Annotated in this window: 18 protein-coding genes; 9 read left to right on the top strand and 9 right to left on the bottom strand. The window is 63.0% G+C overall.

Annotated elements, in window-relative coordinates:
* Positions 1–10: 10 nt before the first annotated feature.
* The 3 genes from R2N03_RS05105 to R2N03_RS05095 are packed head-to-tail and all read right to left on the bottom strand — an operon-like array spanning position 11 to position 2,380.
* Positions 11–454, bottom strand: a complete 444-nt coding sequence (locus tag R2N03_RS05105; RefSeq protein WP_316655820.1) for an acyl-CoA thioesterase — start codon at positions 452–454, stop codon at positions 11–13.
* A gap of 58 nt (positions 455–512) precedes the next feature.
* A complete protein-coding gene (locus R2N03_RS05100) occupies positions 513–1,430 on the bottom strand; it encodes a DMT family transporter (RefSeq protein ID WP_316655818.1) in 918 nt (305 codons plus the stop codon).
* Positions 1,427–2,380: a histone deacetylase family protein gene (locus R2N03_RS05095; protein WP_316655816.1), complete on the bottom strand. Its 954-nt coding sequence runs from the start codon at positions 2,378–2,380 to the stop codon at positions 1,427–1,429. Before R2N03_RS05095 ends, R2N03_RS05100 begins: the two co-directional genes overlap by 4 nt.
* Positions 2,381–2,779: 399 nt before the next feature.
* Between R2N03_RS05095 and R2N03_RS05090 the strand changes: the two genes are divergently transcribed.
* Positions 2,780–3,358 (top strand): phasin family protein, encoded by a 579-nt coding sequence (locus R2N03_RS05090; RefSeq protein WP_316655814.1) that lies wholly within the window; start codon positions 2,780–2,782, stop codon positions 3,356–3,358.
* A gap of 338 nt (positions 3,359–3,696) precedes the next feature.
* Positions 3,697–4,263, top strand: a complete 567-nt coding sequence (locus tag R2N03_RS05085; protein ID WP_316655812.1) for an alpha-amylase family protein — start codon at positions 3,697–3,699, stop codon at positions 4,261–4,263.
* A 119-nt stretch (positions 4,264–4,382) separates the two neighbouring features.
* Here the strand turns inward: R2N03_RS05085 and lpdA are convergent, their stop codons facing one another.
* The 4 genes from lpdA to aceE all read right to left on the bottom strand — a co-directional run bounded on the left by lpdA (position 4,383) and on the right by aceE (position 11,413).
* Complete coding sequence (lpdA, locus tag R2N03_RS05080) at positions 4,383–6,161, bottom strand: dihydrolipoyl dehydrogenase (protein ID WP_316655810.1); 1,779 nt, start codon at positions 6,159–6,161, stop codon at positions 4,383–4,385.
* A gap of 58 nt (positions 6,162–6,219) precedes the next feature.
* Positions 6,220–6,792, bottom strand: a complete 573-nt coding sequence (locus tag R2N03_RS05075) for an Ntn hydrolase family protein (RefSeq protein ID WP_009240789.1) — start codon at positions 6,790–6,792, stop codon at positions 6,220–6,222.
* A 105-nt stretch (positions 6,793–6,897) separates the two neighbouring features.
* Entirely contained in the window at positions 6,898–8,571 is a 1,674-nt protein-coding gene (gene aceF, locus R2N03_RS05070) for a dihydrolipoyllysine-residue acetyltransferase (RefSeq protein WP_316655805.1), read from the bottom strand.
* Positions 8,572–8,722: 151 nt separating this feature from the next.
* Positions 8,723–11,413, bottom strand: coding sequence for a pyruvate dehydrogenase (acetyl-transferring), homodimeric type (gene aceE, locus R2N03_RS05065; protein WP_316655803.1), 2,691 nt, complete (start codon positions 11,411–11,413; stop codon positions 8,723–8,725).
* Between the two features lie 313 nt (positions 11,414–11,726).
* Here aceE and R2N03_RS05060 point away from each other — a divergent pair, with 313 nt between their 5' ends.
* The 4 genes from R2N03_RS05060 to R2N03_RS05045 all read left to right on the top strand — a co-directional run bounded on the left by R2N03_RS05060 (position 11,727) and on the right by R2N03_RS05045 (position 18,156).
* Positions 11,727–14,294, top strand: a complete 2,568-nt coding sequence (locus R2N03_RS05060) for a PAS domain S-box protein (RefSeq protein WP_428984363.1) — start codon at positions 11,727–11,729, stop codon at positions 14,292–14,294.
* 60 nt (positions 14,295–14,354) lie between these two features.
* The gene (locus tag R2N03_RS05055) at positions 14,355–14,990 is read left to right on the top strand and encodes a response regulator transcription factor (protein ID WP_316655799.1); all 636 of its coding nucleotides are present in this window, start codon (positions 14,355–14,357) and stop codon (positions 14,988–14,990) included.
* Between the two features lie 84 nt (positions 14,991–15,074).
* Positions 15,075–15,944, top strand: a complete 870-nt coding sequence (gene folD / locus R2N03_RS05050; RefSeq protein WP_316655797.1) for a bifunctional methylenetetrahydrofolate dehydrogenase/methenyltetrahydrofolate cyclohydrolase FolD — start codon at positions 15,075–15,077, stop codon at positions 15,942–15,944.
* Between the two features lie 91 nt (positions 15,945–16,035).
* Positions 16,036–18,156, top strand: coding sequence for a M3 family metallopeptidase (locus R2N03_RS05045; protein WP_316655795.1), 2,121 nt, complete (start codon positions 16,036–16,038; stop codon positions 18,154–18,156).
* Between the two features lie 59 nt (positions 18,157–18,215).
* Here R2N03_RS05045 and R2N03_RS05040 read toward each other — a convergent pair whose 3' ends face one another.
* The gene (locus R2N03_RS05040) at positions 18,216–19,490 is read right to left on the bottom strand and encodes an amidohydrolase family protein (protein ID WP_316655792.1); all 1,275 of its coding nucleotides are present in this window, start codon (positions 19,488–19,490) and stop codon (positions 18,216–18,218) included.
* A 275-nt stretch (positions 19,491–19,765) separates the two neighbouring features.
* Here R2N03_RS05040 and R2N03_RS05035 point away from each other — a divergent pair, with 275 nt between their 5' ends.
* Positions 19,766–19,981, top strand: coding sequence for a DUF2061 domain-containing protein (locus tag R2N03_RS05035; RefSeq protein ID WP_316655790.1), 216 nt, complete (start codon positions 19,766–19,768; stop codon positions 19,979–19,981).
* A gap of 62 nt (positions 19,982–20,043) precedes the next feature.
* Here the strand turns inward: R2N03_RS05035 and R2N03_RS05030 are convergent, their stop codons facing one another.
* Positions 20,044–21,414, bottom strand: coding sequence for an APC family permease (locus R2N03_RS05030; protein WP_316655789.1), 1,371 nt, complete (start codon positions 21,412–21,414; stop codon positions 20,044–20,046).
* A gap of 282 nt (positions 21,415–21,696) precedes the next feature.
* On the opposite strand from R2N03_RS05030, the gene xth reads away from it, so the two are divergent.
* Both xth and hpaR read left to right on the top strand, forming a co-directional pair.
* Positions 21,697–22,506, top strand: a complete 810-nt coding sequence (xth, locus tag R2N03_RS05025; protein ID WP_316655786.1) for an exodeoxyribonuclease III — start codon at positions 21,697–21,699, stop codon at positions 22,504–22,506.
* 14 nt (positions 22,507–22,520) lie between these two features.
* The gene (gene hpaR / locus R2N03_RS05020) at positions 22,521–22,985 is read left to right on the top strand and encodes a homoprotocatechuate degradation operon regulator HpaR (protein WP_316655785.1); all 465 of its coding nucleotides are present in this window, start codon (positions 22,521–22,523) and stop codon (positions 22,983–22,985) included.
* Positions 22,986–23,167 lie beyond the last annotated feature (182 nt).

The following is a 23,167-nucleotide window of genomic DNA, read 5'->3' as shown; positions in this document are numbered from 1 at the left end:
GACAGATGACTCAGGCGACAATGCTCGTGACGAGCGGTTCGAGCACCGCGCGCAATGCTTGCGGCAACGGCACAGGGCGGCGCGTGTCACGATCCACATAGACATGCACGAAATGTCCCTGCGCGGCGGCCTCGTGCGCATCGGCACGGAACAGTCCCACCTCATAGCGCACGCTGGTAGTACCCAGGCGTGCCACACGCAGGCCCGCAACCACGGGCGCAGGAAACGACAGCGACGCAAAGTAGTTGCATTGGGTCTCAATGACCAGACCGATGGTGTCGCTGTGCTGCGGATCGAGTACGCCCCGCTCGATCAGGTAGGTATTCACGACGGTGTCGAAATAGCTGTAATAGACAACGTTGTTGACGTGGCCGTAGACGTCGTTGTCCATCCAGCGCGTGGTGATGGTCTGAAAGTGGCGATAGTCGTCGCGCGTCTGACGGGGCGTGCTCATGGGCTGCGGGCGAATGGCTGGAGAAAGTGGTGAGGATACGCCAACCACTCGCTGCCGATCACCTGCGGATGACAAGGGCTACGCCGCATGCCGCAATCACCATACCCAGCGCGGCCAGCGGTGGAAAGCGCTCGCCAAACAGCGCCCACGCCATGACGGCCGTCGTCGGCGGGGTCAGGTACAGGAGCGACGTCACCTTGGTCGCCGCACCTTTTCGGATCAGCACGAACAGCAGGGAAATCGCCCCGATCGACAGCGCCAGCACTGACCACACGAGCGAACCGATCATCTGCGCCGTCCAGTGGACCTCACGCGTCTCAAACAGGAACATGAATGGCAGGCACAGCAGCGCCGACGCGCCGAACTGGATACACGCACCCATGCGCAGGTCGAACATCGGGCAATAGCGCTTCTGGTACAGCGTGCCCGTGGTGATCGACAGCAGCGCACCCACACACAGCGCAAGCGTCGTGACACCCACGCCCGCCAGATGCAACTTGTTGGCCACCACGAGGCCCACGCCAAGAATGCCGCAAAACAGACCCATCCATTGCCGGCGCGATACGCGCTCGCCACGCATCGAAACATAGAGCGCAGTCAGGATCGGTTGCATGCCGACGATCAACGCAGTCATCCCAGCAGGCATACCCAGCTTGACCGCGGCCCAGACCCCGACGAGATAGCCCCACTGCATCAGCACGCCGGCCACGGCAATGTGACCGACAACCGCCCAATCGGTCCGCTCCGTTCCCACAAGGCGCGGCAGCGGCACGCACGCCAGCCACACCAGCGGCAGCAGGCAGACCAGCACACCGACAAAGCGGAAGAACAGGAAGGTGATCGGCTCGGCGTACGGCATGCCGTACTTGGCCACGATGAAACCCGTGCTCCAGATCAGCACGAACAACCATGGCATCGCGGCGACGAACAGGGACTCGCGCGCCGGCGAGGGCGCAACGGAATACGCTTGGGTCATGCGGAAGGCAGATGAAGGATCGGCGTGGCTGCTCGGGCTGCCCAGCGCTGAGCGTGTCGGGCAGCCAGCGCGATAGTTTGCGCATGCACGGCCACCGTGTCGTCGATGTTGTTGCCGTAGCCGCCCGCCATGGTAACGGCAATCGGAATCCGCCGCTGGTATGCAAAATCGAATACTTCCTGATCCCGCTGGGCCAAGCCGCGCATGGTCAGCTTGAGCCGGCCGAGCCGATCGCCCTCGTGCGGATCGGCGCCCGCCAGATAAATGATCAGTTGCGGCTTGAAGCGCCCTGCCAGAATATCCAGCGCGCCCGTCAGGGCCTGCAGGTAATCCTCATCCCCGCAGCCGTCGTGCAGGCCGATGTCCAGGTCTGAGGCTTCTTTACGGAAGGGATAATTCTTCTCGCCATGCACGGATAGCGTGAAGATCGACGGATCGTCTCGCAGGATCGACGCCGTACCGTTGCCCTGATGGACATCGAGATCAATGATCGCGACCGCAAAATCCGCCGGCGCCCTGCCCGACCGATGTTGCATCCAGCGCGCGGCAATTGCGGCGTCGTTGAAAACGCAGAAACCGCCACCTTTGTCTGCATAGGCATGGTGGGTTCCGCCTGCGAGATTGGCGGCGATACCGTCAGCCATCGCGGCCTCGCATGCCGCCATTGTGGCGCCGGCCGAACGGCGACTGCGTTCCACCATTTCGGGTGACCACGGAAAGCCGATCTCACGTTGGCGCGCCAGGTCCAGCTCGCCGCTGCTCACCGCCTCGACATAGCCTGGCGCATGGGCCAGCAGAAGTGCCTCGTCATCCGCGCGTGGCGCCTCGCAGAGCGCGACCTGTGGAACATCCGACAGGACCCGGGCCCGCAAGTCACTGTATTTACGCATGGGGAAGCGGTGGCCTGACGGCAGCGGCAAAACAAAATGATCGGTATAGAACGCCCGCATGTGAACGAAGAATCGCAAAGCAACAATAATTGGCAGCCGAGCGCATCCTAACCTACGCTGCCGCCATGTGTTCTTGGAGTGGAATTCGCTCGCCGATTGTCTGCAAGCCCGGCTGCAAGCGCTACATGTCCGCACTTTTTGGCCACAAAAGATCACGCCAAACGATTCGTCGCGCAATTCGTGCGCACGAAAAATCGGCGAATCCTTATTTTTGTGCAATGCACAAATCACGCTTGACAGCGGTCTGGCGTTCAACAAGAATGGAATTGTTGCGACGCACCATCCCTACTCGATCGCGATGTCGCCTGGAAGGCTGGACGCTAAGCGTCACGCTTTATTCATCTGGGCGATCTAAATTTTGAATTTGATTCCCCGTCCACCTTCAATTGGAGAGACAACATGCTGACCCAGGAACAGATCGCTGCGGCGCACAAGGCCAACCTCGAAACGTTTTTCGGCCTGACCAACAAGGCTTTTGAAGGCGTCGAAAAGCTGGTTGAACTGAACCTGCAAGTCGTCAAGGCCACCTTGGCCGAGAACGTCGAACACGCCAAGAAGGCGCTGTCCGCTAAGGATGCCCAAGAATTCCTGTCGGTGCAGACCGCTGCCGTCCAGCCGCTGGCCGAGAAGGTTCTGGCTTACAGCCGCCACCTTTATGAAATCGCTTCGGACACGCAGAGCGAGTTCAGCAAGGCCGCCGAATCGCAGATCGCCGAAAACAGCCGCAAGCTGCAAGCGCTGGTCGACAATGTGTCGAAGAATGCCCCGGCGGGCTCGGAGTCTGCCGTCGCACTGGTGAAGTCGGCTCTGTCCGCCGCCAACAACGCCTACGACTCGGTGCAGAAGGCTACCAAGCAAGCTGTGGAACTGGCCGAAAGCAACTTCCACGCTGCCGCCAACGCTGCCAGCAAGGCAACCGCCCAAGCTTCGGCCCAAGCGCGCGCTGCCACGAGCAAGAAGTCGGCAACGGCCGCCTAAGTCGCTCTCGGTTGCACTGCAGTTAGAAGAGCCTCCTTCGGGAGGCTCTTTTCATTCTGGCCGTCGCGCCTGAGTCAACCCTCCAAACGCACGGTTTGCGCGCATTTGCGCGGAACCGAAACGTTGGCCGGGCGGTCCATTGCAGCGTGTTCGTCAAGTTGTCTCCTCGGTACCGCCACGAAAACCTGTCCTCAGTGGTGATCAGTGGGTACCTTTAACCCGGCTCCGGCCGGGTTTTTTGTGTGTGCTCGCCGGCCCCGACACCTTCAAACTGCGAACTTTTGTGCCTGCCTGACACTCCATTCAACATTGCGGCTTACCGCTTCTTCTTCACGCAAATGTCCCGCGAGTCCCTGGCAAAGCGCGCCCTGATTGCGGTGGCCGCGCTGATCTTGCTGTTTGAAGAGTGGATCTGGAATGTCATGCTGCGGGCGACAGCCCGACTGGCGGCGCATCCCTGGGTCAAAATTGTGGAACGCAGGCTCGCCCTGCTTGAGCCCGTCGAGGCACTGAGTGTGTTCATCCTGCCGATGCTGGTACTGCTGCCGTTCAAGTTGGCTGCTGTCTACGTCCTCGCACGCGGCAAGTTCATTGCCGGCACGCTGGTGCTGATCCTGGCGAAGGTCGTCAGCACGGCACTCGGTGCACGCATCTACTACGTCGTACGCCCTCAACTGCACACGCTTGCCTGGTATGTCCGCTGGGAAAGCGCCTTCCTGGCCTGGAAGGGCCGCATGGTGGCCGCGCTTCGGGCAACGCCAGCATGGCAGGCGCTGCAGGCTCGCCTCGCCTTGTGGCGTGAGCATCGGCACGGGTTGATGCATCTGGCTTGGCGTCGTCTCACCGCTGCCCTGCGCTTGCTGAAGAAGCATCGACGTTCCACGCAGCCTCGACATCAAGACTAAGGATCGCTGCCTTCACACTGACGCCTAATAAAGAAGAAGGGGCGGTCCACCAGGACTGCCCCTCTTCTTTGCAAACCTAACACGTAGATTGCCGTACGTGCCTGGCGGTTAATTGCAGTTCAACGCTTGCGAGCCGGCGGTACGTCCGTGCAAACGCCCTCATAGATTTCTGCAGCCATACCCACCGACTCACCCAACGTCGGGTGCGGGTGGATGGTCTTGCCGATATCCACAGCATCCGCGCCCATCTCGATGGCCAGGCAAACCTCGCCGATAAGATCGCCCGCATGCGTGCCGACGATGCCGCCACCGATGATGCGGTGGGTTTCCTCGTCGAAGATGAGCTTGGTGAAGCCCTCGTCGCGGCCGTTGGCAATTGCGCGGCCCGACGCAGCCCACGGGAAGACGCCCTTGCCATACTTGATGCCCTGTGCCTTGCACTGGTCTTCGGTCAGGCCTGCCCAGGCCACTTCCGGATCGGTATAGGCGACCGACGGAATCTGCTTGGCATCGAAATACGCCTTCTCGCCATGTGCGGCCTCGGCCGCCACATGGCCCTCGTGCACGGCCTTGTGTGCCAGCATCGGCTGCCCGACGATGTCGCCGATCGCAAAGATGTGCGGCACATTCGTGCGCTGCTGCTTGTCCACGTCGATGAAGCCGCGGTCGGTCACGGCCACGCCGGCCTTTTCCGCGCCGATGCGCTTGCCGTTTGGCGCGCGGCCCACGGCCACCAGCACCATGTCATAGCGCTGCGGCTCGGCCGGTGCGGCTTCGCCTTCGAACTTGACGTAGATGCCGTCCGGTTTGGCTTCCACCCCGACCGTCTTGGTCTTGAGCATGACCTTGTCGAAGCGGTTCTTGTTCATCTTGTCCCACACCTTGACGAGGTCGCGGTCGGCGCCCTGCATCAGGCCGTCAAGCATTTCCACCACGTCGATGCGGGTGCCCAGCGTGCTGTACACCGTGGCCATTTCCAGGCCGATGATGCCGCCGCCGATAACCAGCATCTTGGCCGGCACCTCGCGCAGCTCCAGCGCGCCGGTCGAATCGACGATGCGCGGATCTTCGGGGATGAACGGCAGCTTCACGGCCTCGCTACCTGCAGCGATGATCGCCTTGGCGAAGCGGATGACCTTCTTCTCACCGGTGGCCGCTTTGCCGGCGCCATCGGTCAGCTGGACTTCCAGATGGTTCGGATCGAGGAACGTACCGACGCCGCGCACGACTTGCACCTTGCGCGCCTTGGCCATGCCGGCCAGCCCGCCGGTCAGCTTGCCGATGACGGACTCCTTGTGCTTGCGCAGTTGGTTGATATCAACCGTGGGCTCGCCGTAGACAATGCCGTGTGCAGCCATGGCCTTGACTTCGTCCATCACGGCGGCCGTGTGCAGCAGCGCCTTCGACGGGATGCAGCCCACGTTCAGGCAGACACCGCCCAGCGTGGAGAAACGCTCGACCAGCACGGTGTTCATGCCCAGATCGGCGCTGCGGAAGGCTGCCGAGTAACCGCCCGGGCCGGAGCCGAGGACGAGCATGTCGCATTCGATGTCAGCGCCGCCGGCGTGCTTGGCCGCTTGCGGTGCGGGGGCCGATGCTGCCGGAGCGGCAGCAGGCGCTGCGGCGGGAGCCGGAGCTTGAGCAGGCGCCGGAGCAGCAGCGCCGGCTTCCGCAGTCGCGATCACCATGCCCTTGCTGACCTTGTCGCCCACCTTGACCTTCACGTCGACGATCTTGCCGGCCACATCCGACGGCACTTCCATGCTGGCCTTGTCGGATTCCAGCACGATCAGCGACTGCTCGGGCGCCACGGTATCGCCCGCCTTGATCAGCACTTCGATGACTTCCACCGCATCGAAATCGCCGATGTCCGGCACCTTGATTTCCACCACGCTCATTCCTGACTCCTTGTTCTTGTCGTCGGCACCCGGCATCGCCCGGGCCCGCTGACGCTTTTCAATCCTGCAGACGGACTGTGTGCACTTCGATCGGACCGCCCGAACTCTTGTCGAACTCCACGCCTGCGGACACGCCCACCTGTGCAACGTCCGCCGCCGACTTGCCCGGCATATCGAACACCGCCGACATGGCCCCCAGCGCAAAATTGCGCCCCGAACCGATGCCCCAGAAGCGGTCGAACGAAAACACCTCGCGGTACGAATAGACGCCGTAGATGCCGGTAGCGTTGGCGATCAGGCAGGTGATCTGCGACGACTCGTACGGGTCGTCATCGTCTTCCTTGGTGTTGACGAAATACTCGTCCTTGAGCTTTTCGTGCACCTTGAGGAAGGTTCGGAAGACGTCGTCGCGCGTGCCGAGGCGGCACTCGTCGGCCAGCCCCGTCAGCAGGCTGCGCATGACCGGAAAGTGGGCCGTCGTGCCCGCCAGCGCGATCAGCGAATCGCCCACCTGGAAGATCTTCTGGTTCTGCTCGTAGCCGCGCGCCAGGCGCGTATCGCCGAACGTCACGAGTGAATCGGCCGCAATCGCCACTTCGCCGTCTTTCTTGACCACCACGCACGTCGTCATGTCGTCCTCGCCATCAGTCCACTGACCAGTCCGCCGACCGCTGCAAACCCATGCGGGCCGGCACGCACAGGCTCGAAGCCAGATGCGTGCCGAGCCCGCGTGGGCTTACAGGCTGACGCGGCGGAAGTCCGCCAGCACGCTGGCCAGATACGCGTTGAAGCGCGCAGCCTCCGCGCCGTCGATCACGCGGTGATCGTACGACAGCGACAGTGGCAGCGTCAGGCGCGGCACGAATTGCTTGCCGTCCCAAACCGGCTTCTGATAGCCGCGCGACAGGCCCAGGATCGCCACTTCCGGTGCGTTGATGATCGGCGTGAAGTTCGTGCCGCCAATACCACCCAGCGAAGAGATCGAGAAGCAGCCGCCCTGCATCTGGTCCGGCTTGAGCTTGCCTTCGCGGGCAGCCTTCGACAGGTCCGCCATTTCCTTGGCGATGTCGATCAGGCCCTTCTTGTCCGCATCGCGAATCACCGGCACCACCAGCCCGTTGGGCGTATCGGCCGCAAAGCCGATGTGGAAATACTGCTTGAAGACGAGGTTGTCGCCGTCCAGGCTCGCGTTGAAGGTCGGGAATTTTTTGAGCGCACCAACGACTGCCTTGATCACGAACGCCAGCATCGTGAACTTCACGCCGGCCTTTTCGTGGTCCTTGTTCATCTGCACGCGGAAGGCTTCCAGCTCGGTGATGTCCGCTTCGTCGTTGTTGGTGACGTGCGGGATCATGACCCAGTTGCGGTGCAGGTTTGCACCCGAAATCTTCTTGATGCGCGACAGCGGCTTCGGATCGATCGGGCCGAACTTGGTGAAGTCGACCTTCGGCCACGGCAGCAGGTTCAGCTCGCCACCACCGGCCGGCGCACCCGCCGCAGCCTTGCCAGGCGCCGCGGCCTGGCCACTCATCACGCCCTTGACGTAGCGCTGCACGTCTTCCTGCGTGATGCGGTTTTTCGGGCCCGTGCCGCCAACGAGGTGGACGTCCACGCCCAGCTCACGCGCGTACTTGCGCACCGACGGGCTGGCGTGCGCGGCCTTGCCCACCGTACCAACCGTATCGGCGGTGTACGTAGCGGGCGCTGCGGCCGGAGCAGCTGCGGGCGCAGCCGCCGGGGCCGGGCTCGGTGCAGCGGCAACCGGGGCCGGGGCTGGAGCCTGTGCAGGTGCCGGTGCAGCAGCAGCGCCGCCAGCACCTTCCAGCACGACGATCAGCGTGCCTTGCGATACGGCATCGCCAACCTTCACGCGGATTTCCTTGACGACACCAGCGGCCGGCGAAGGCACATCCATCGTGGCCTTGTCCGACTCGAGCGTGATCAGCGACTGCTCGGCTTCCACCTTGTCGCCCACCTTCACGCTGATCTCGATGACCGGCACGTCGGTGTAGTCGCCAATGTCCGGCACCTTCACTTCAACGGTGCCGCCACCTGCGGCAGCCGGCGCAGGGGCCGGGGCTTGTGCTATGGGCGCGGGCGCCGGTGCAGCAGCGACCGGAGCCGGTGCGGGTGCAGCTTGCGGCGCAGGGGCCGGCGCGGCGGCGGCGCCCTGCTCTTCGAGCAGCAGCACCAGCGAGCCTTCCGACACGGTGTCGCCCACCTTGATCTTCACTTCCTTGACGACGCCGCTCTTGGGCGAGGGCACGTCCATGGTCGCCTTGTCCGACTCCAGCGTGACCAGCGAATCCTCGGCGTTGACGGTATCGCCCGCCTTGACCAGCACTTCGATCACCGGGACGTCTTTGTAGTCGCCGATGTCCGGCACCTTGATTTCTACGACTTGACTCATTCTTCTGTCTCCAGAGGTCTGGCGGCGAGCGCGTCCGGCGGTAGACACGCGCTGCCCGGCAGGCTACCGCATCGTGCACGCAAATACACTAGGCGAAAGTCTGTCGGGGCGGTGCCCGGCCGGGACGCAACCCGCGCGCCCGGCGGCTCCGTTATACGGTCATCGGGTTGGGCTTGTTCGGATCGAGGTTGTACTTCTTCAGTGCCTCGGCCACCTTTTCGCGCGGCAGCACGCCTTCGTCGGCGAGCGCCTTGAGCGACGCGACCGTCACCCAGTAGCGGTCCACCTCGAAGAAGTGACGCAGCTTCTCGCGGGTATCCGAGCGGCCGAAGCCGTCGGTGCCCAGCACCACGTAGCGACGCGGCACAAAGGCGCGGATCTGCTCGGCGAAGGTACGAACATAGTCGGTCGATGCGATGACCGGACCGCGTGCGTTCTTGAGCAGCTTCTCGACGTGCGACTCGCGTTGCGGAGCCGTCGGGTTGAGCAGGTTCCAGCGCGCGGTGGCGTTGCCTTCGCGGGCCAGCTCGGTAAAGCTCGGGCAGCCCCACAGGTCGGATTCGACGCCCCAGTCCTTCTTCAGCAGCTCGGCCGCAGCAATCACCTCACGGAAGATCGTGCCCGAGCCCAGAAGTTGCACGCGCGGTGCGTTGCTGTTCTCGACGCCCTTCTTGAACTGATACATCCCCTTGATGATGTCCGCCTCGACACCCGCCGGCATTTCGGGGTGCTCGTAGTTTTCGTTCATCACCGTCAGGTAGTAATAGACGTCTTCTTGCTCCACATACATGCGACGCAGGCCGTCTTGCATCACCACCGCCAGTTCGTACTGGAAGGTCGGGTCATACGAAATGCAGTTCGGGATAGCAGCGTGGTACACGTGCGAGTGGCCGTCTTCGTGCTGCAGGCCTTCGCCGTTCAGCGTGGTACGGCCTGCGGTGCCGCCCAGCAGGAAGCCGCGCGAGCGCATGTCGCCAGCGGCCCAGCAGAGGTCGCCGATACGCTGGATGCCGAACATCGAGTAGTAGATGTAGAACGGGATCATCGCCACGCCATGCGTCGAATACGACGTGGCGGCGGCAATCCAGTCGCACATGGCGCCGGCTTCGTTGATGCCTTCCTGCAGCACCTGACCCGTCTGCGATTCCTTGTAGAACATCAGTTGGTCGTGATCCTGCGGCACGTACTTCTGGCCTTCCTGGTTCCAGATACCAACCTGGCGGAACAGGCCTTCCATGCCGAACGTGCGCGACTCATCGGGCACGATGGGCACGACGTGCTTACCGATGTTCTTGTCCTTCAGCAGGATGTTCAGAATGCGCACGAACGCCATCGTCGTGGACACTTCACGGCCTTCGCCGGTGGCCTTGAGCAATGCGTCGAACGCGGCCAGCGCCGGAATCTGCAGCGGGTCGGCCTTCTGGCGACGGGCCGGCAGGTAGCCGCCCAGGTCCATGCGCGCCTTGCGCATGTATTCGAGTTCCTTCGAGCCTTCTTCGAACTTGACGTACGGAACGTGCTCGAGCTGATCGTCGGCAACCGGGATGTTGAAGCGATCGCGCAGCTTGCGGATGGCGTCCACCGGCATCTTCTTCTGCTGGTGGGCGATATTCATCGCCTCGCCAGCCTCGCCCATGCCGTAACCCTTGATGGTCTTAGCCAGAATGACCGTCGGCTGGCCCTTGTGCTCGGTCGCCGCCTTGAACGCCGCGAAGATCTTGTGCGGATCATGACCGCCGCGGTTCAGCGCCCAGATGTCGGCGTCGGACCAGTCGGCCACCATCGCCTTGAGTTCGGGCGTGTTGAAGAAGAACTCACGCACGTAGGCGCCGTTCTTGGACTTGAAGGTCTGGTATTCGCCGTCCACGCATTCCATCATGCGGCTCATCAACAGGCCCTTGGTGTCGCGGGCGAGCAGTTGATCCCAGCGACTGCCCCAGATGACCTTGATGACGTTCCAACCCGCGCCGCGGAATTCCGATTCCAGCTCTTGAATGATCTTGCCGTTACCGCGCACCGGGCCGTCCAGGCGCTGCAGGTTGCAGTTGATCACAAAGACGAGGTTGTCCAGCTTTTCACGGCCGGCCATGCCGATCGCGCCCAGCGACTCTGGCTCGTCGGTTTCGCCATCGCCCAGGAAGGCCCAGACCTTGCGGTTTTCCCAGTTCTGGATCAGGCCACGGCTAGCCAGGTACTTGGTGAAGCGCGCCTGGTAGATCGCCATGATCGGACCCAAGCCCATCGACACGGTCGGGAACTGCCAGAAATCCGGCATCAGCCACGGATGCGGATACGACGAGATGCCCTTGCCGTCGACTTCCTGACGGAAGCTGTCGAGTTGTTCCTCGCTCAGACGGCCCAGCAGGAAAGCGCGCGAGTACACCCCCGGCGCAGAGTGGCCCTGCACGAAGACCAGGTCGCCGCCGTGCTTGTCCGACGGGGCGTGCCAGAAGTGGTTGTACCCGACGTCGTACAGCGTGGCAGCCGAGGCAAACGACGAGATGTGACCGCCGACGTTGGTGTCCTTGTTGGCGCGCAGGACCATCGCCATGGCGTTCCAGCGCGTGTACGAGCGGATGCGGTGCTCGATTTCCTGGTCGCCGGGAATGCGGTCCTGGTTCTCCACCGGGATCGTATTGATATAAGGGGTTTCTGCATGCAGCGGCGAGGTCACGCCATTGATGCGTGCGTACTCGATCTGCTTGTCAAGGAGGAATGCCGCGCGCTGCGGGCCTTCCGCGCCGATGACGCCTTGCAGCGCCTCCAGCCATTCCTTGGTTTCCTGGGGATCGACGTCGCTGGCGCGCGTGGCGCCCAGGACTTGCTCTGGTACGGCCGACATGGCGGTCTCCTTGGGTAGCAGTAACGTTTGATGCGTCTCTTGGGAGGCGTCCCGACGGCACGCGCGATCGCACGCACAGGACCACCCCGACTTTTGCGCTGATTCTATGGGCACCCCCAAACGCAATACAAGCGGAATTTTCAAATTGCGATATGGTTTTTTATAATGCGGAATATTGTGGCGACGCAAAACAAAGCACTTTTGACGCTGCACCGCAGCAATTTCGCCCCATTCCCGCCACCCTTACCAAGCGGTTTCCCCAAGCGACGCGCAAGTTGATTGCCGTTACACTAGGTTTTGCGCAGTTGCACAGATGTCCACTCCTTTTCCTCCTCAGAATTCCGGCGTTCGTCCGCCCATCATGCTTGCCCCCTCCCACGCCTCAAAGGAATCGGCCGCGGCCGAGCCTTCGGTATCCGTCGTGCCTGTCCCGGTGCCCGCGCCGGAGCTTCCGCCCGATGACGGCGTGCGCCCGAACGTGCCCCGTCGTCTGTGGCTGACGCGCCTGGGGCGGCTGTGGTCGACCAACTGGTTCATGTTCATCCCTTTGGTGGCGATCGTCCTGTTTGCCGGCGCGATGATCTTCATCCTCTATCAGCTGCATGCCACGGAAGTGCAGCAGCAACGCGACGCCCTCTACCGCGACGCCGCTTGGGCCGAGCAGAAGGTGCGGCTCTCCCTGCAAAGCAATCAGGATCAGGTCGCAGCGCTGGCTCGTGACATCGGCGCCGCGCAGCTCGATCCGAGTGCCTATCGCGATGCAGCCCGCCAGTTGCTGCGCGAAAACCCCGAGCTGGTCTTCATCAATTGGCTCGACGCCACGCGCCGCCCGCGCTGGGCTTTTCCCGCCAATTCAGAGTTCGTCACGCGCGTGCGGGAGACGCGCGAGCATCCGCTCGAGCCCGAGATCCAATCCGCCTACGATGCCGCACGCGAAACCCAGCGGCCCGTCTACTCGCGTCCGATCCAGAACGAGCGTGGCGAGAGCTTCATGCTCATGGAGGTGCCCATCGTGCGCGACAACGAGTTCCTCGGCACCGTGGGCGCCATGTACTCCGTCACGGGCATCCTCACGCAACTCCTGCCTGGCGAGCTGACGGACCGCTACCGCTTCTCGCTGGTCGACAAGAACAACGTCATCCGTGCGAGTACGTCATTGCGGCCGGTGCCCAAGGCGGCGGCATCGTACGAAGTGCTGCTCGACCCGCCGGGGCATTCGCTGTCGCTGCGGGCCGAGGCGTATCCGGCCCCATCCAACCTGCCCAACAACATGCTGATGTGGCTGGTGGCAGGGCTGTCGTGTTTCGTCATCTGGAGCCTGTGGAGCGTGTGGCGTCACACCAGCCGGCGCTCCGAGGCACAGCGCGCGCTGCTGGCGGAAACCTCGTTCCGCCGCGCGATGGAGAACTCCATGGTGATCGGCATGCGCGCGCTCGATCTCAACGGCCGCATCACCTATGTCAACCCTGCGTTCTGCCGCATGATCGGCTGGACGGAAGCAGAACTGGTCGGCCGCATGCCGCCCTTCCCGTATTGGCCGCCCAACGAGATCGGCGAAATGCAGAAGCACATCGAGCTCACGCTGCGCGGCAAGGCCCCCGCCAACGGCATGGAGCTGCGCATGATGCGCCGTGACGGCACGAGCTTCTATGCGCGCATGTATGTATCGCCGCTGATCGACGCGCGCGGCCGGCATACCGGCTGGATGAGCTCCGTGACCGACATCACCGAGCCCAAACGCGCGCGGGAAGATCTGGCCGCAGCGCATGATCGCTTCACGACCGTGCTGGAAAGCCTCGACGCCGCCGTCTCGGTGCTCTCCACCGACAAGGCCGAATTGCTGTTCGCCAACCGCTACTACCGCCAGCTCTTCGGCTGGGAGGCGTTCGGCCACTTGCAGCTCTCCGGCAATGACGTCAACACGGAGGATGTTTCCAGCGATGCGCTCGACCTGGTGGATGCGTACGCCGGCCTGCCGGCCTCTGAGCTGACGCCCCATGCAGCCGACGCACGTGAAATCTACGTGCCGTCGATGCAGAAGTGGTTCGAAGTGCGCCGCCGCTACATCCAATGGGTCGATGGCCACCTCGCCCAGATGCAGATCGCGACCGACATCACGGTGCGCAAGGCGGCCGAAGAAATGACGCGCCAGCATGAAGAGCGCCTGCAGTTCACCAGCCGACTGACCACCATGGGAGAAATGGCATCGTCCCTTGCCCATGAGTTGAACCAGCCGCTGGCCGCGATCAACAACTACTGCATGGGTGCGGTCGGCCGTCTCAAGAGCGGACGCAGCACGCCCGAAGAGCTGATCCCAGTGCTGGAGAAAACGTCAGCGCAGGCGGTGCGCGCGGGCACCATCATCCAGCGCATCCGCGGCTTCGTGAAACGCAGCCAGCCGCAGCGCCGCGAATCCGATCTGCGCGAGATCGTGGCCGACGCGGTCGGCCTGGCCGAGCTGGAAGCCACCCGGCGTGGCATCACGATCCTGACCCGCTTGCCGGGCGATGTGCCGCACCTGTACGTAGACCCCGTGCTGATCGAACAGGTGCTCGTCAACCTGCTCAAGAACGCGGCGGAAGCCATGGCCGCCCATCCTCGCCTGCGCGCTGCAAGCGTCCTGCGGCTGCATGCGAAGCTCGTCCACGACCCGGAAAACTCGGTGTTGATCGAGGTCATCGACCAGGGACCAGGCGTGGATGACAGCACCAAGGAACGCCTGTTCGAGCCCTTCTTCAGCACCAAGTCCGACGGCATGGGTATGGGGCTCAATATTTGCCGCTCCATCATAGAATCGCACCTTGGCAGGCTTTGGGTGGAAAACAATGCAGACGGGATCGGCTGTACGTTTAAAATCATCCTGCCGTTGAATCCGCTGTGATGGGCGGTTATTCGCAGTACATCGTTTATATAACGTAGAACGTAGACCGAGGACTCCTCCATGAGTACAACGCCCGCTGCAGTTGCTCCGCGCAACGAAACCGTATTCGTCGTCGACGACGATGAGGCCATGCGTGACTCATTGACGTGGCTGCTGGAAGGCAACGGTTACACGGTGCGCACCTATCGCAGCGCTGAAGAATTCTTGGTCGACGACAAGCGCGGCGAAGGCGTCGGTTGCCTGATCCTCGACGTGCGCATGCAAGGCATGAGCGGCCCCGAACTGCAGGATCGCCTGCTGGCCGAGAACAGCCGCATGCCCATCGTGTTCGTCACGGGCCACGGAGACGTGCCGCTGGCCGTGTCGACCATGAAGAAAGGCGCGGTCGATTTCATCGAGAAGCCGTTCGACGAATCGGAACTGCGCGAGCTGGTCGAACGCATGCTCAGCAAGGCACGCACGGAGGATTCTGCCGCCCGCGAACAGCAGGCGGCCAAGGACTTGCTCAGCCGCCTGACCACACGCGAGCAGCAGGTGCTCGAACGCATCGTGGCCGGCCGCCTCAACAAGCAGATCGCCGACGATCTGGGCATTTCCATCAAGACGGTGGAGGCGCACCGCGCCAACATCATGGAAAAGCTGAACGTGAACACGGTGGCCGACCTGCTGCGCCTGGCCCTGTCGCGCAACGCCTGACGCGTCCGGAAAACGGGCGGCAGGGCGGCCGGAAAGGAGGCGCCGATTTATAATCGCGGTTTGCCCTCCCTCCTCCGCCCAGACATGACCGCCCAACTCATCGACGGCAACGCGCTTGCCAAGCAACTTCGCGCAGAAGCCGCGCAACGTGCCGCTGCCCTTACCGCACGGGGCCACCAGCCCGGCCTCGCCGTCATCCTCGTCGGCGAAGACCCGGCCAGCCAGGTTTACGTGCGCAACAAGATCAAGGCGTGCGAAGACAACGGCTTCCTCTCCGTCTTCGATCGCTACCCGGCTGATCTGACCGAAGCCGACCTGCTCGGCCGCATCGACGCCCTGAACCGCGACCCGCGCATCCACGGCATCCTGGTTCAGCTTCCGCTGCCCAAGCACATCGACAGCCACAAGGTGCTCGAAGCCATCGCACCCGAGAAGGACGTCGACGGCTTCCACATCGCCAACGCCGGCGCCTTGATGACAGGTGCCCCGCTATTCCGTCCGTGCACGCCGTATGGCTGCATGAAGATGCTGGAGTCGATCAACTATCCGGTGCGCGGTGCCAACGCAGTCGTGGTGGGTGCATCGAACATTGTCGGCAAGCCGATGGCCATGCTGCTCCTGCAGGCCGGCGCCACCATCACCATCTGCAACAGCAAGACGCGCGACCTGGCCGCGCACACCCGCGAGGCCGACATCATCGTGGCCGCGGTCGGCCGCCGCAATATCATCACGGCTGACATGGTCAAGCCGGGCGCCGTCGTCATCGACGTGGGCATGAACCGGGACGACGCGGGCAAGCTGTGCGGCGACGTCGATTTTGCGGGTGTGAAGGAAGTCGCCGGCTACATCACCCCGGTGCCCGGCGGCGTCGGGCCGATGACCATCACCATGCTGCTGATCAACACGCTGGAAGCCGCGGAACGCGTTGCTGAGGGAGCTTCGCCGGCGGCGTAAGCTTCACCTGATCCATTGGAAAAAGAGAAAGCGTCCCAACCTGACGGATCGGACGCTTTTTTTGTCCCCAAATTTCTATTCCGAGCCCGCCATGACCGACACTTCGCCCAACGTTGCCAGCCCGGCCAACAATCCGCTGCTCGATTTTTCCGGTCTGCCCCGCTTTGCGGACATCCGCCCGGAACACATCACGCCCGCCATCGACGTGCTGCTTGAGCGCGCTGCATCGGCCGTCGCGCAGGTCAAGGACCCGGCCACACCGGTCGGCTGGAATACCGTCGTCACCGCGCTGGAAGAGGCCACGGAGCCGCTGGGCCGCGCCTGGGGCATCGTCAGCCACCTGAGCGCCGTCGCTGACACGCCCGCCCTGCGCGAAGCACACGCCGCCAACCTCCCGCGTGTGACGGAGTTCTGGTCGGGCCTCGGCCAGGATCTGGAACTATTCAAGAAGTACAAGGCGATTGCCGCAAGCGATGCGTTCGCCGCGCTCACAGCTGCACGCAAGAAGCTGCTCGATAACGAGCTGCGCGGTTTCCGACTGGGCGGTGCCGAGTTGCCCGAAGATCAGAAGCCGCGGTTTTCGGCGATCCAGGAACAGCAGGCGCAGCTCACGAAGGCCTTTAGCGATCACGTGCTGGATGCCACCAACGCCTATGCATTGGTGATCGACGACGAAGCCCGCCTGGCCGGGCTGCCCGAAGACGCCAAGCAAGCTGCGCAGGATGCCGCGCGCCGTGATAACGCCGACGCCAAGGGCTGGAAGTTCACCCTGCACTTCCCATCGTATTTTCCGGTCCTGCAATACGCCGACGACCGTGCGCTGCGCCGCACGCTGTACGAAGCCAACGTCACCCGGGCGTCGGAACTGGGGGTGCACCACGGTGGCGGCAAGGCGGAGTGGAACAACACCGCCAACATGGCCGAGCAGCTCGCATTGCGCACCGAAGAAGCCCATATGCTCGGCTACCGCAATTTCGCCGAGGTCTCGCTCGTACCGAAGATGGCCGATTCGCCGGAAGAAGTCCTGCGGTTCCTGGGCGAGCTGGCCGATCGTGCCCGCCCCTTTGCGGAAAAGGACTGGGCGGAGCTGCAAGCCTTCGCCAAAGACACACTGGGCATCGACAAGCTCGAACCCTGGGACATGGCCTACGCTTCGGAAAAGCTGCGCGAGGCCCGCTATGCGTTCTCCGAACAGGAGGTGAAGCAATACTTCCCGGAGCCCGCCGTGCTGGACGGCCTGTTCGACGTCGTGCAGACGCTGTTCTCCGTCAAGATTCTCCCTGAGCAGGCGGAAGTGTGGCATCCGGACGTGCGTTTCTTCCGCGTGGAATCGGCCAAGGGTGAACTACTGGCACAGTTCTACATCGACCTGTACGCCCGCGAGGGCAAGCGCGGCGGCGCCTGGATGGACGACGCGCGCGGCCGCAAGCGCCTGGCCGATGGACGTGTGCAGACCCCGGTGGCCTATCTCACCTGCAACTTCTCCGGCCCGGTCGGCGACAAACCAGCGCTGTTCACGCACGACGAAGTCATCACCCTGTTCCACGAGTTCGGCCATGGCCTGCACCACATGCTCACGCAGGTGGATGAGCTGGGTGTGTCGGGCATCAATGGCGTGGAATGGGATGCGGTGGAGCTGCCCTCGCAATTCATGGAGAATTTCTGCTGGGAGTGGGAAGTCCTCTCGCGCATGACGCGCCATGTCGATACCGGCGAGCCCCTCCCCCGTGCGCTGTACGAGCGCATGCTGGCCGCCAAGAACTTCCAGAACGGCATGGCGACGCTGCGCCAGATCGTGTTCTCGACGTTCGACATGCATCTGCATACGGATTTCGACCCCAAGGGCACGACTTCCGTGCTGGAGCTTTCCCGCCAGGTCAACAACCGTTTCCACGTGGTTCCGCAGGCCGAGTTGTCGCGCTGGCCGAATACGTTCAGCCATATCTTTGCCGGAGGCTACGCGGCGGGTTACTACAGCTACAAGTGGGCCGAGGTCCTGTCCGCCGACGCGTATGCGGCATTCGAAGAGGCCAGCAAGCTGACCGGCTCGGTGCTCGACGCGCAAACCGGAGAGCGCTACCGGCAGGAAGTGCTGGCGGTCGGCGGCAGCCGTCCCGCGATCGAGTCGTTCACTGCCTTCCGCGGCCGCGCTCCGTCGATCGATGCATTACTGCGTCACGGCGGGATGGTCGTGACAGCCGAGCCGGTCTGACACGCCACGCCGCCGCGCAAAACGCCGCTTCGCGCCCTGTGCCGAAGCGGCGTTTTTTTCTACTGCGGTAAGCGGAAATCGACGCGTGCGGGTCTGCCCGGCAGGGACAGCTCGGCATGCGGAGCCGGTGATCGCGCCAACACCTGGCCACGGCGCATGACGAGCAGGCGTGCCGCCCGCAGCCGGATCGCCTCAACCGGGCTGGCGGCATCGAGCACGACCAGATCGGCGTGGCATCCGGGGGCGATACCGTAGCCGTCCAGACCGAGGATGCGCGCAGGCGCCTCAGTCACGGCGGCAAAGCACTGGCGCATCGCATCCTGCCCGGTCATCTGCGCGACATGCAAACCCATGTGGGCAACCTCCAGCATGTCGCCGCTTCCCAGGCTGTACCACGGGTCCATCACGCAGTCGTGTCCGAACGCGACGTCGATGCCGGCCGCCAGCAGTTCGGGCACGCGGGTCATGCCTCGCCGCTTCGGATATGTATCCGACCGTCCCTGAAGCGTGATGTTGATCAGCGGATTGGCGATGGCGGCCACGCCAGCCTCGCGCATCAGCGGCAGCAGCTTGCTGACGTAGTAGTTGTCCATCGAATGCATCGACGTCAGGTGCGAGCCCGCCACGCGGCCATGCAGACCCAGGCGATGCGTTTGCCCAGCCAGCGTTTCGATGTGGCGTGAGAGCGGATCGTCGGATTCGTCGCAATGCATGTCGACGCGCAGACCGCGCTCCGCGGCGAACTCGCACAGCAGGCGAATCGATTCGGCACCGTCGGACATGGTGCGCTCGAAATGCGGTATGCCTCCCACCACGTCGACACCCATGTCGATGGCACGCTTGAGGTTGTCAAAGGCGCCGGGACTGCGCAATACGCCGTCCTGCGGAAAGGCGACCAGCTGCAGGTCCAGATACGGCGCCACCTGCTGCTTCACGTGCAGAAGCGCCTCGACGGCCAACAAACGCGGATCGCACACGTCCACGTGAGACCGAATGGCCAGCAAGCCGCGCGCGACGGCCCAGTCGCAGTAGTGCAGTGCGCGGTCCACCAGCATCTCCTGTGTGAGTGTCGGCTTGAGTTCGTTCCACAGCGCGATACCTTCGAGCAGCGTCCCAGATTGGTTGACACGCGGTTTGCCGTAGGACAGCGTCGCGTCCAGATGAAAATGCGCATCGACGAACGGCGGGCTGACGAGCGCGCCGTTTGCGGCAAACTCCTGCGTCCCTCGTGCGGGCAGATTCGGCTGCACGCCGACGATGCGGCCAGCCTCGATACCGATGTCGATGCCGGCGCGCCCGTCGGGCAGGCTGGCGTTGCGGATCACGAAATCCATGCTGGCTCCTGTGGCGGCGTTGCCATCAATCTACCGCACGCGCGCCGCAGCCACCTGGCAAAGCGCGCAGATCTGTCCCACGATATCCAGATGAACGCCTGGGTGATCGAAGGCGAGGCAGCGTCAAGCGCCAAGAGCGTTGGCCAGACGCTCGCATGCCGCCGGCGGGTACGGTCGCCTGGCCACCACGTGATCGCATCGGGCCATTGCTGCCTGTCCTGCCCGTCCGTTGGCGGTTGTGCGCGACAAGGCATGCACGGAGAAGGGAAAACATCATGGTACGAACCGTCAGTGCTCGCCGCTCCGTGACCAAGGCGGTGACCTATCGCGTCCTGGTCATGTGCCTGGACTTCGTCACGCTCTACCTGCTGACCGGCACGGCACATATTGCGATCGGCTTCATGGTCATCAGCAATGTCTACACGTCGATCGCCTACTTTGTCCACGAGCGCCTGTGGGCGCGCCTCAAGTGGGGGATCTCCGAGACATGAAGGCGCCGCCCGGGTTCAGAAAAGGGGGGGAAATGCGATCGAACCCATGGGCATAAGCCTGCTCAGTTGGGCTGCGCCGCCCAGATTCGCCTGCGATTCAGCGCCAGCGGAATGGCACCGATGGCAATCCCGCCCATGCCGACGAGGTTCGTGACCCAATCGAACGTCGGAATGCTATAGAGCGCGATAAAGAAGAGAAAACACCCGCTTGCAACGGGCCAGATGACATGCGTGACGGCCCGCCACACGCCCTCGCCCAGCGTCTGACGGTAGTACCAACCGCAAGCGAAACCCGTCAGGCCAAGGTAGAAGCAGATCTGGAACCCGATGGCGGTAATCGAATCCTGCAGGATGATGTTGATCGTCGGCAGGTAGGACGATACGAACAGCAGGACCAGCCCCGTGATCCAGATGAAGAAGATCGCGATATGGGGCGTCTGCCAGCGCGGGTGAAGACGCGCGTAGCGCTGGTGGAGTGCACCGTCGCGGCTCTTGGCAAACAGCGTGCGCGTGAACTGCAGCATCTGCGTCTCAACCGTGCCCACGGTACTCAGCAACACCGCAATGATCGAGACGTAGCCCCACGTCGGCCCGAACAACTTCTCCGCGATCGCGAAAATGATGTTGGTGTTGTAGTGCTGAATTTCCGAATCCGACAAACCCAGCAGCGTGATGGTGATGAAGACCAGGAAGAACACCATCAAGAAGACCATCGACCAGAACGCAGCCCGCCCCGGGGTGTGATTTGAGTCGCGCGTCTCCTCGCTCAGGTTCATGGTCACGTCCCAGCCATAGAAGAAGAAGATCGCCACCAAGGCACCATTGGCGAACAGCTTTGGTGAAAACGCAAAAGGCGAGAACCAGGCCAGTGAGAACGGGTGCTGCGGAGCGTGCGGAAACATGAAGAAGCTCGCAACAATGATCACCAACAGAATCACGCCCTCGACGAGGGTCATGAGCACCTGGACGTAGCTGGTGAGCTTGATGCCTTTGACGACGACCGCACTGACAAACGTCAGCCAACCGGCCGCAATCAGGGTCACGTAATGGACGTTATTCATCCTTGGCCGATCAAAGATGAGCAGCGTCGCGTTTGCTGCCGGAATCATCGCTGAGACCATGAACACGCAGCACAGCACCAGGAGCGCCCAGCCGGCAAAGAAGCCGAGCGCCCGCCCGAATACCATGCTCACCCATGAATACGATGTGCCGGCACTCGCCAGGGCACGGTTCATGTTGATGAACGCGTACGCGATGCCAAACATGATCAGCCCGCACACCAGGATGCTCGCTGGCGAGAGCGTACCAGCCGTCCCGATGATGGTGGAAGTCGTGATCTCGATGCTGTAAGCCGGCGCAGTACCGGCAATGCCCATGATGACCGATTCGACGATGCCCAGTGAATCGGCATTGAGCTTGGCAGGTTGATTCATGACTGAGCGACTCGCAGTCGACATTGATGGGTCGACTTTTACTCTTTGCGGGATGTGCTGACAATAGGATCGCACCCGGCGCACCGCACTACTGCAATGGGCTGCACTGCAACAGCGGCGGCGTGCCGGAACGGGATTGCGCACTGATACGATAGTGCCTTTCCTGCAACACGGCTGCTACGCCTCAACTGCCTGCCCGCTGGGCATGTTGCTAGGCAGCCGGACCCACACCGGCGCTTGCGCGCAACGCAAGCGCCTGACATTCGACATATTGCTGATCCCATGAGAGTCGCAACCTGGAACGTCAACTCCCTCAAAGTCCGCCTGCCGCACGTGCTGCAGTGGCTGGCTGAACGCGAAGCCGATGCCACGCCCATCGACCTGCTCTGCCTTCAGGAACTGAAGCTGCCCGATGACCGTTACCCGTTGGCTGAACTGGATGCCGCAGGCTATTCGTCGCTGTTCACGGGCCAGAAGACATACAACGGCGTCGCCATCCTGTCGCGCAAGGCTGCGGTGCCGGAGGGCCACGATGTGGTCAAAAACATCCCCGGCTTTGAAGACGAGCAGCAGCGCATCGTAGCTGCTACGTATGACATGGCCGACGGCCCGGTGCGCGTCATTTCCGCCTACTTCCCGAACGGTCAGGCGCTTGATTCCGACAAGATGGTCTACAAGATGCGCTGGCTCGCAGCGCTGCAGACGTGGTTGACATCCGAGATGGCTGCAAACCCGCGCCTGATGCTGCTCGGCGACTTCAACATCGCGCCGGAAGACCGCGACGTACACGACCCCAAGAAATGGGAAGGCCAGAACCTTGTGTCGCCCGAAGAGCGTGCCGCGTTTCGCGCCCTTGAAGGCGCGGGCCTTGTCGATGCGTTCCGCCTGTTCGAGCAGGAAGACAAACTCTTCTCCTGGTGGGACTACCGGCTGTTCGCCTTCAAGCGCAACGCGGGTCTGCGCATCGACCACATCATGCTGTCGCCCGAACTGGCCAGGCTGTGCGAGTCATGCCACATCGATCGCGTGCCGCGCACATGGGAGCAACCTTCCGACCACACCCCCGTGGTCGCTGCGCTGCGCGACGCGTGAAGTCGGGACACGGCATGGCGTCCGCGTTCAGGCACCGCAACCTGCCGCATCTGCTGCTGCGCGCGCGGGAGACCCTCATGGCGCGTTTTCGGCCTATCCTGCGCGAGCATGGCATCACCGAGCAGCAATGGCGAGTGCTGCGCACGCTAAATGACATGGGCGACATGGAGCCCAACCAGCTCGCCGATGCATGCCTGATCCTCAGCCCGAGCCTGACGCGCATGCTGGCGACGATGGAGCGGTCCGAGATGATCGATCGCCGACGCTCATCGGTGGACCAGCGACGCCAGGTGATCTCGCTGACGCCAAAAAGCCGCGAATTCCTCGCCAATGTGGAGCCTCTGGTAGAGGCGGAATATGCGCGCATCGAAGCCCAGCTTGGGCGTGCGCGCCTGGACGCCCTTTACGTCGCCATCGACGAGTCGATCCACGTCATGGAAACGCACGCGCCCCTGTCTCCCTTTACCGGCGACGACTGACGCCGCTTCAGCAGACGACGCGATCCGTTATGGGCGTTCCATCGTTGCCCCTGAGGGCCTGTGCAAGCGGTTCGGCGCTGCGTGCCCGCGATGACACATCCGTGCCGACCGCCGCAAGGGTGCCGCCTGGCGAGAGGTTCGAGTCATGCCTCATGCAGAAAAAAGCCGGTCGCGTGGACCGG

This window comes from Ralstonia condita (assembly GCF_958405655.1).
Classification (GTDB): Bacteria; Pseudomonadota; Gammaproteobacteria; order Burkholderiales; family Burkholderiaceae; genus Ralstonia; species Ralstonia condita.
This window is presented reverse-complemented; position numbering and strand designations above follow the sequence as displayed.

Coding starts and splice junctions, on each gene's coding strand:
- R2N03_RS05040 (WP_316655792.1), bottom strand. CDS start 19,490: ATGGATTTCGTGATCCGCAACGCCAGCCTGCCCGACGGGCGCGCCGGC.
- folD (WP_316655797.1), top strand. CDS start 15,075: ATGACCGCCCAACTCATCGACGGCAACGCGCTTGCCAAGCAACTTCGC.
- R2N03_RS05100 (WP_316655818.1), bottom strand. CDS start 1,430: ATGACCCAAGCGTATTCCGTTGCGCCCTCGCCGGCGCGCGAGTCCCTG.
- R2N03_RS05055 (WP_316655799.1), top strand. CDS start 14,355: ATGAGTACAACGCCCGCTGCAGTTGCTCCGCGCAACGAAACCGTATTC.
- aceE (WP_316655803.1), bottom strand. CDS start 11,413: ATGTCGGCCGTACCAGAGCAAGTCCTGGGCGCCACGCGCGCCAGCGAC.
- R2N03_RS05085 (WP_316655812.1), top strand. CDS start 3,697: ATGTCCCGCGAGTCCCTGGCAAAGCGCGCCCTGATTGCGGTGGCCGCG.
- R2N03_RS05105 (WP_316655820.1), bottom strand. CDS start 454: ATGAGCACGCCCCGTCAGACGCGCGACGACTATCGCCACTTTCAGACC.
- hpaR (WP_316655785.1), top strand. CDS start 22,521: ATGGCGTCCGCGTTCAGGCACCGCAACCTGCCGCATCTGCTGCTGCGC.
- R2N03_RS05060 (WP_428984363.1), top strand. CDS start 11,727: ATGTCCACTCCTTTTCCTCCTCAGAATTCCGGCGTTCGTCCGCCCATC.
- R2N03_RS05030 (WP_316655789.1), bottom strand. CDS start 21,414: ATGAATCAACCTGCCAAGCTCAATGCCGATTCACTGGGCATCGTCGAA.
- R2N03_RS05035 (WP_316655790.1), top strand. CDS start 19,766: ATGGTACGAACCGTCAGTGCTCGCCGCTCCGTGACCAAGGCGGTGACC.
- xth (WP_316655786.1), top strand. CDS start 21,697: ATGAGAGTCGCAACCTGGAACGTCAACTCCCTCAAAGTCCGCCTGCCG.
- R2N03_RS05045 (WP_316655795.1), top strand. CDS start 16,036: ATGACCGACACTTCGCCCAACGTTGCCAGCCCGGCCAACAATCCGCTG.
- aceF (WP_316655805.1), bottom strand. CDS start 8,571: ATGAGTCAAGTCGTAGAAATCAAGGTGCCGGACATCGGCGACTACAAA.
- lpdA (WP_316655810.1), bottom strand. CDS start 6,161: ATGAGCGTGGTGGAAATCAAGGTGCCGGACATCGGCGATTTCGATGCG.
- R2N03_RS05095 (WP_316655816.1), bottom strand. CDS start 2,380: ATGCGGGCGTTCTATACCGATCATTTTGTTTTGCCGCTGCCGTCAGGC.
- R2N03_RS05075 (WP_009240789.1), bottom strand. CDS start 6,792: ATGACGACGTGCGTGGTGGTCAAGAAAGACGGCGAAGTGGCGATTGCG.
- R2N03_RS05090 (WP_316655814.1), top strand. CDS start 2,780: ATGCTGACCCAGGAACAGATCGCTGCGGCGCACAAGGCCAACCTCGAA.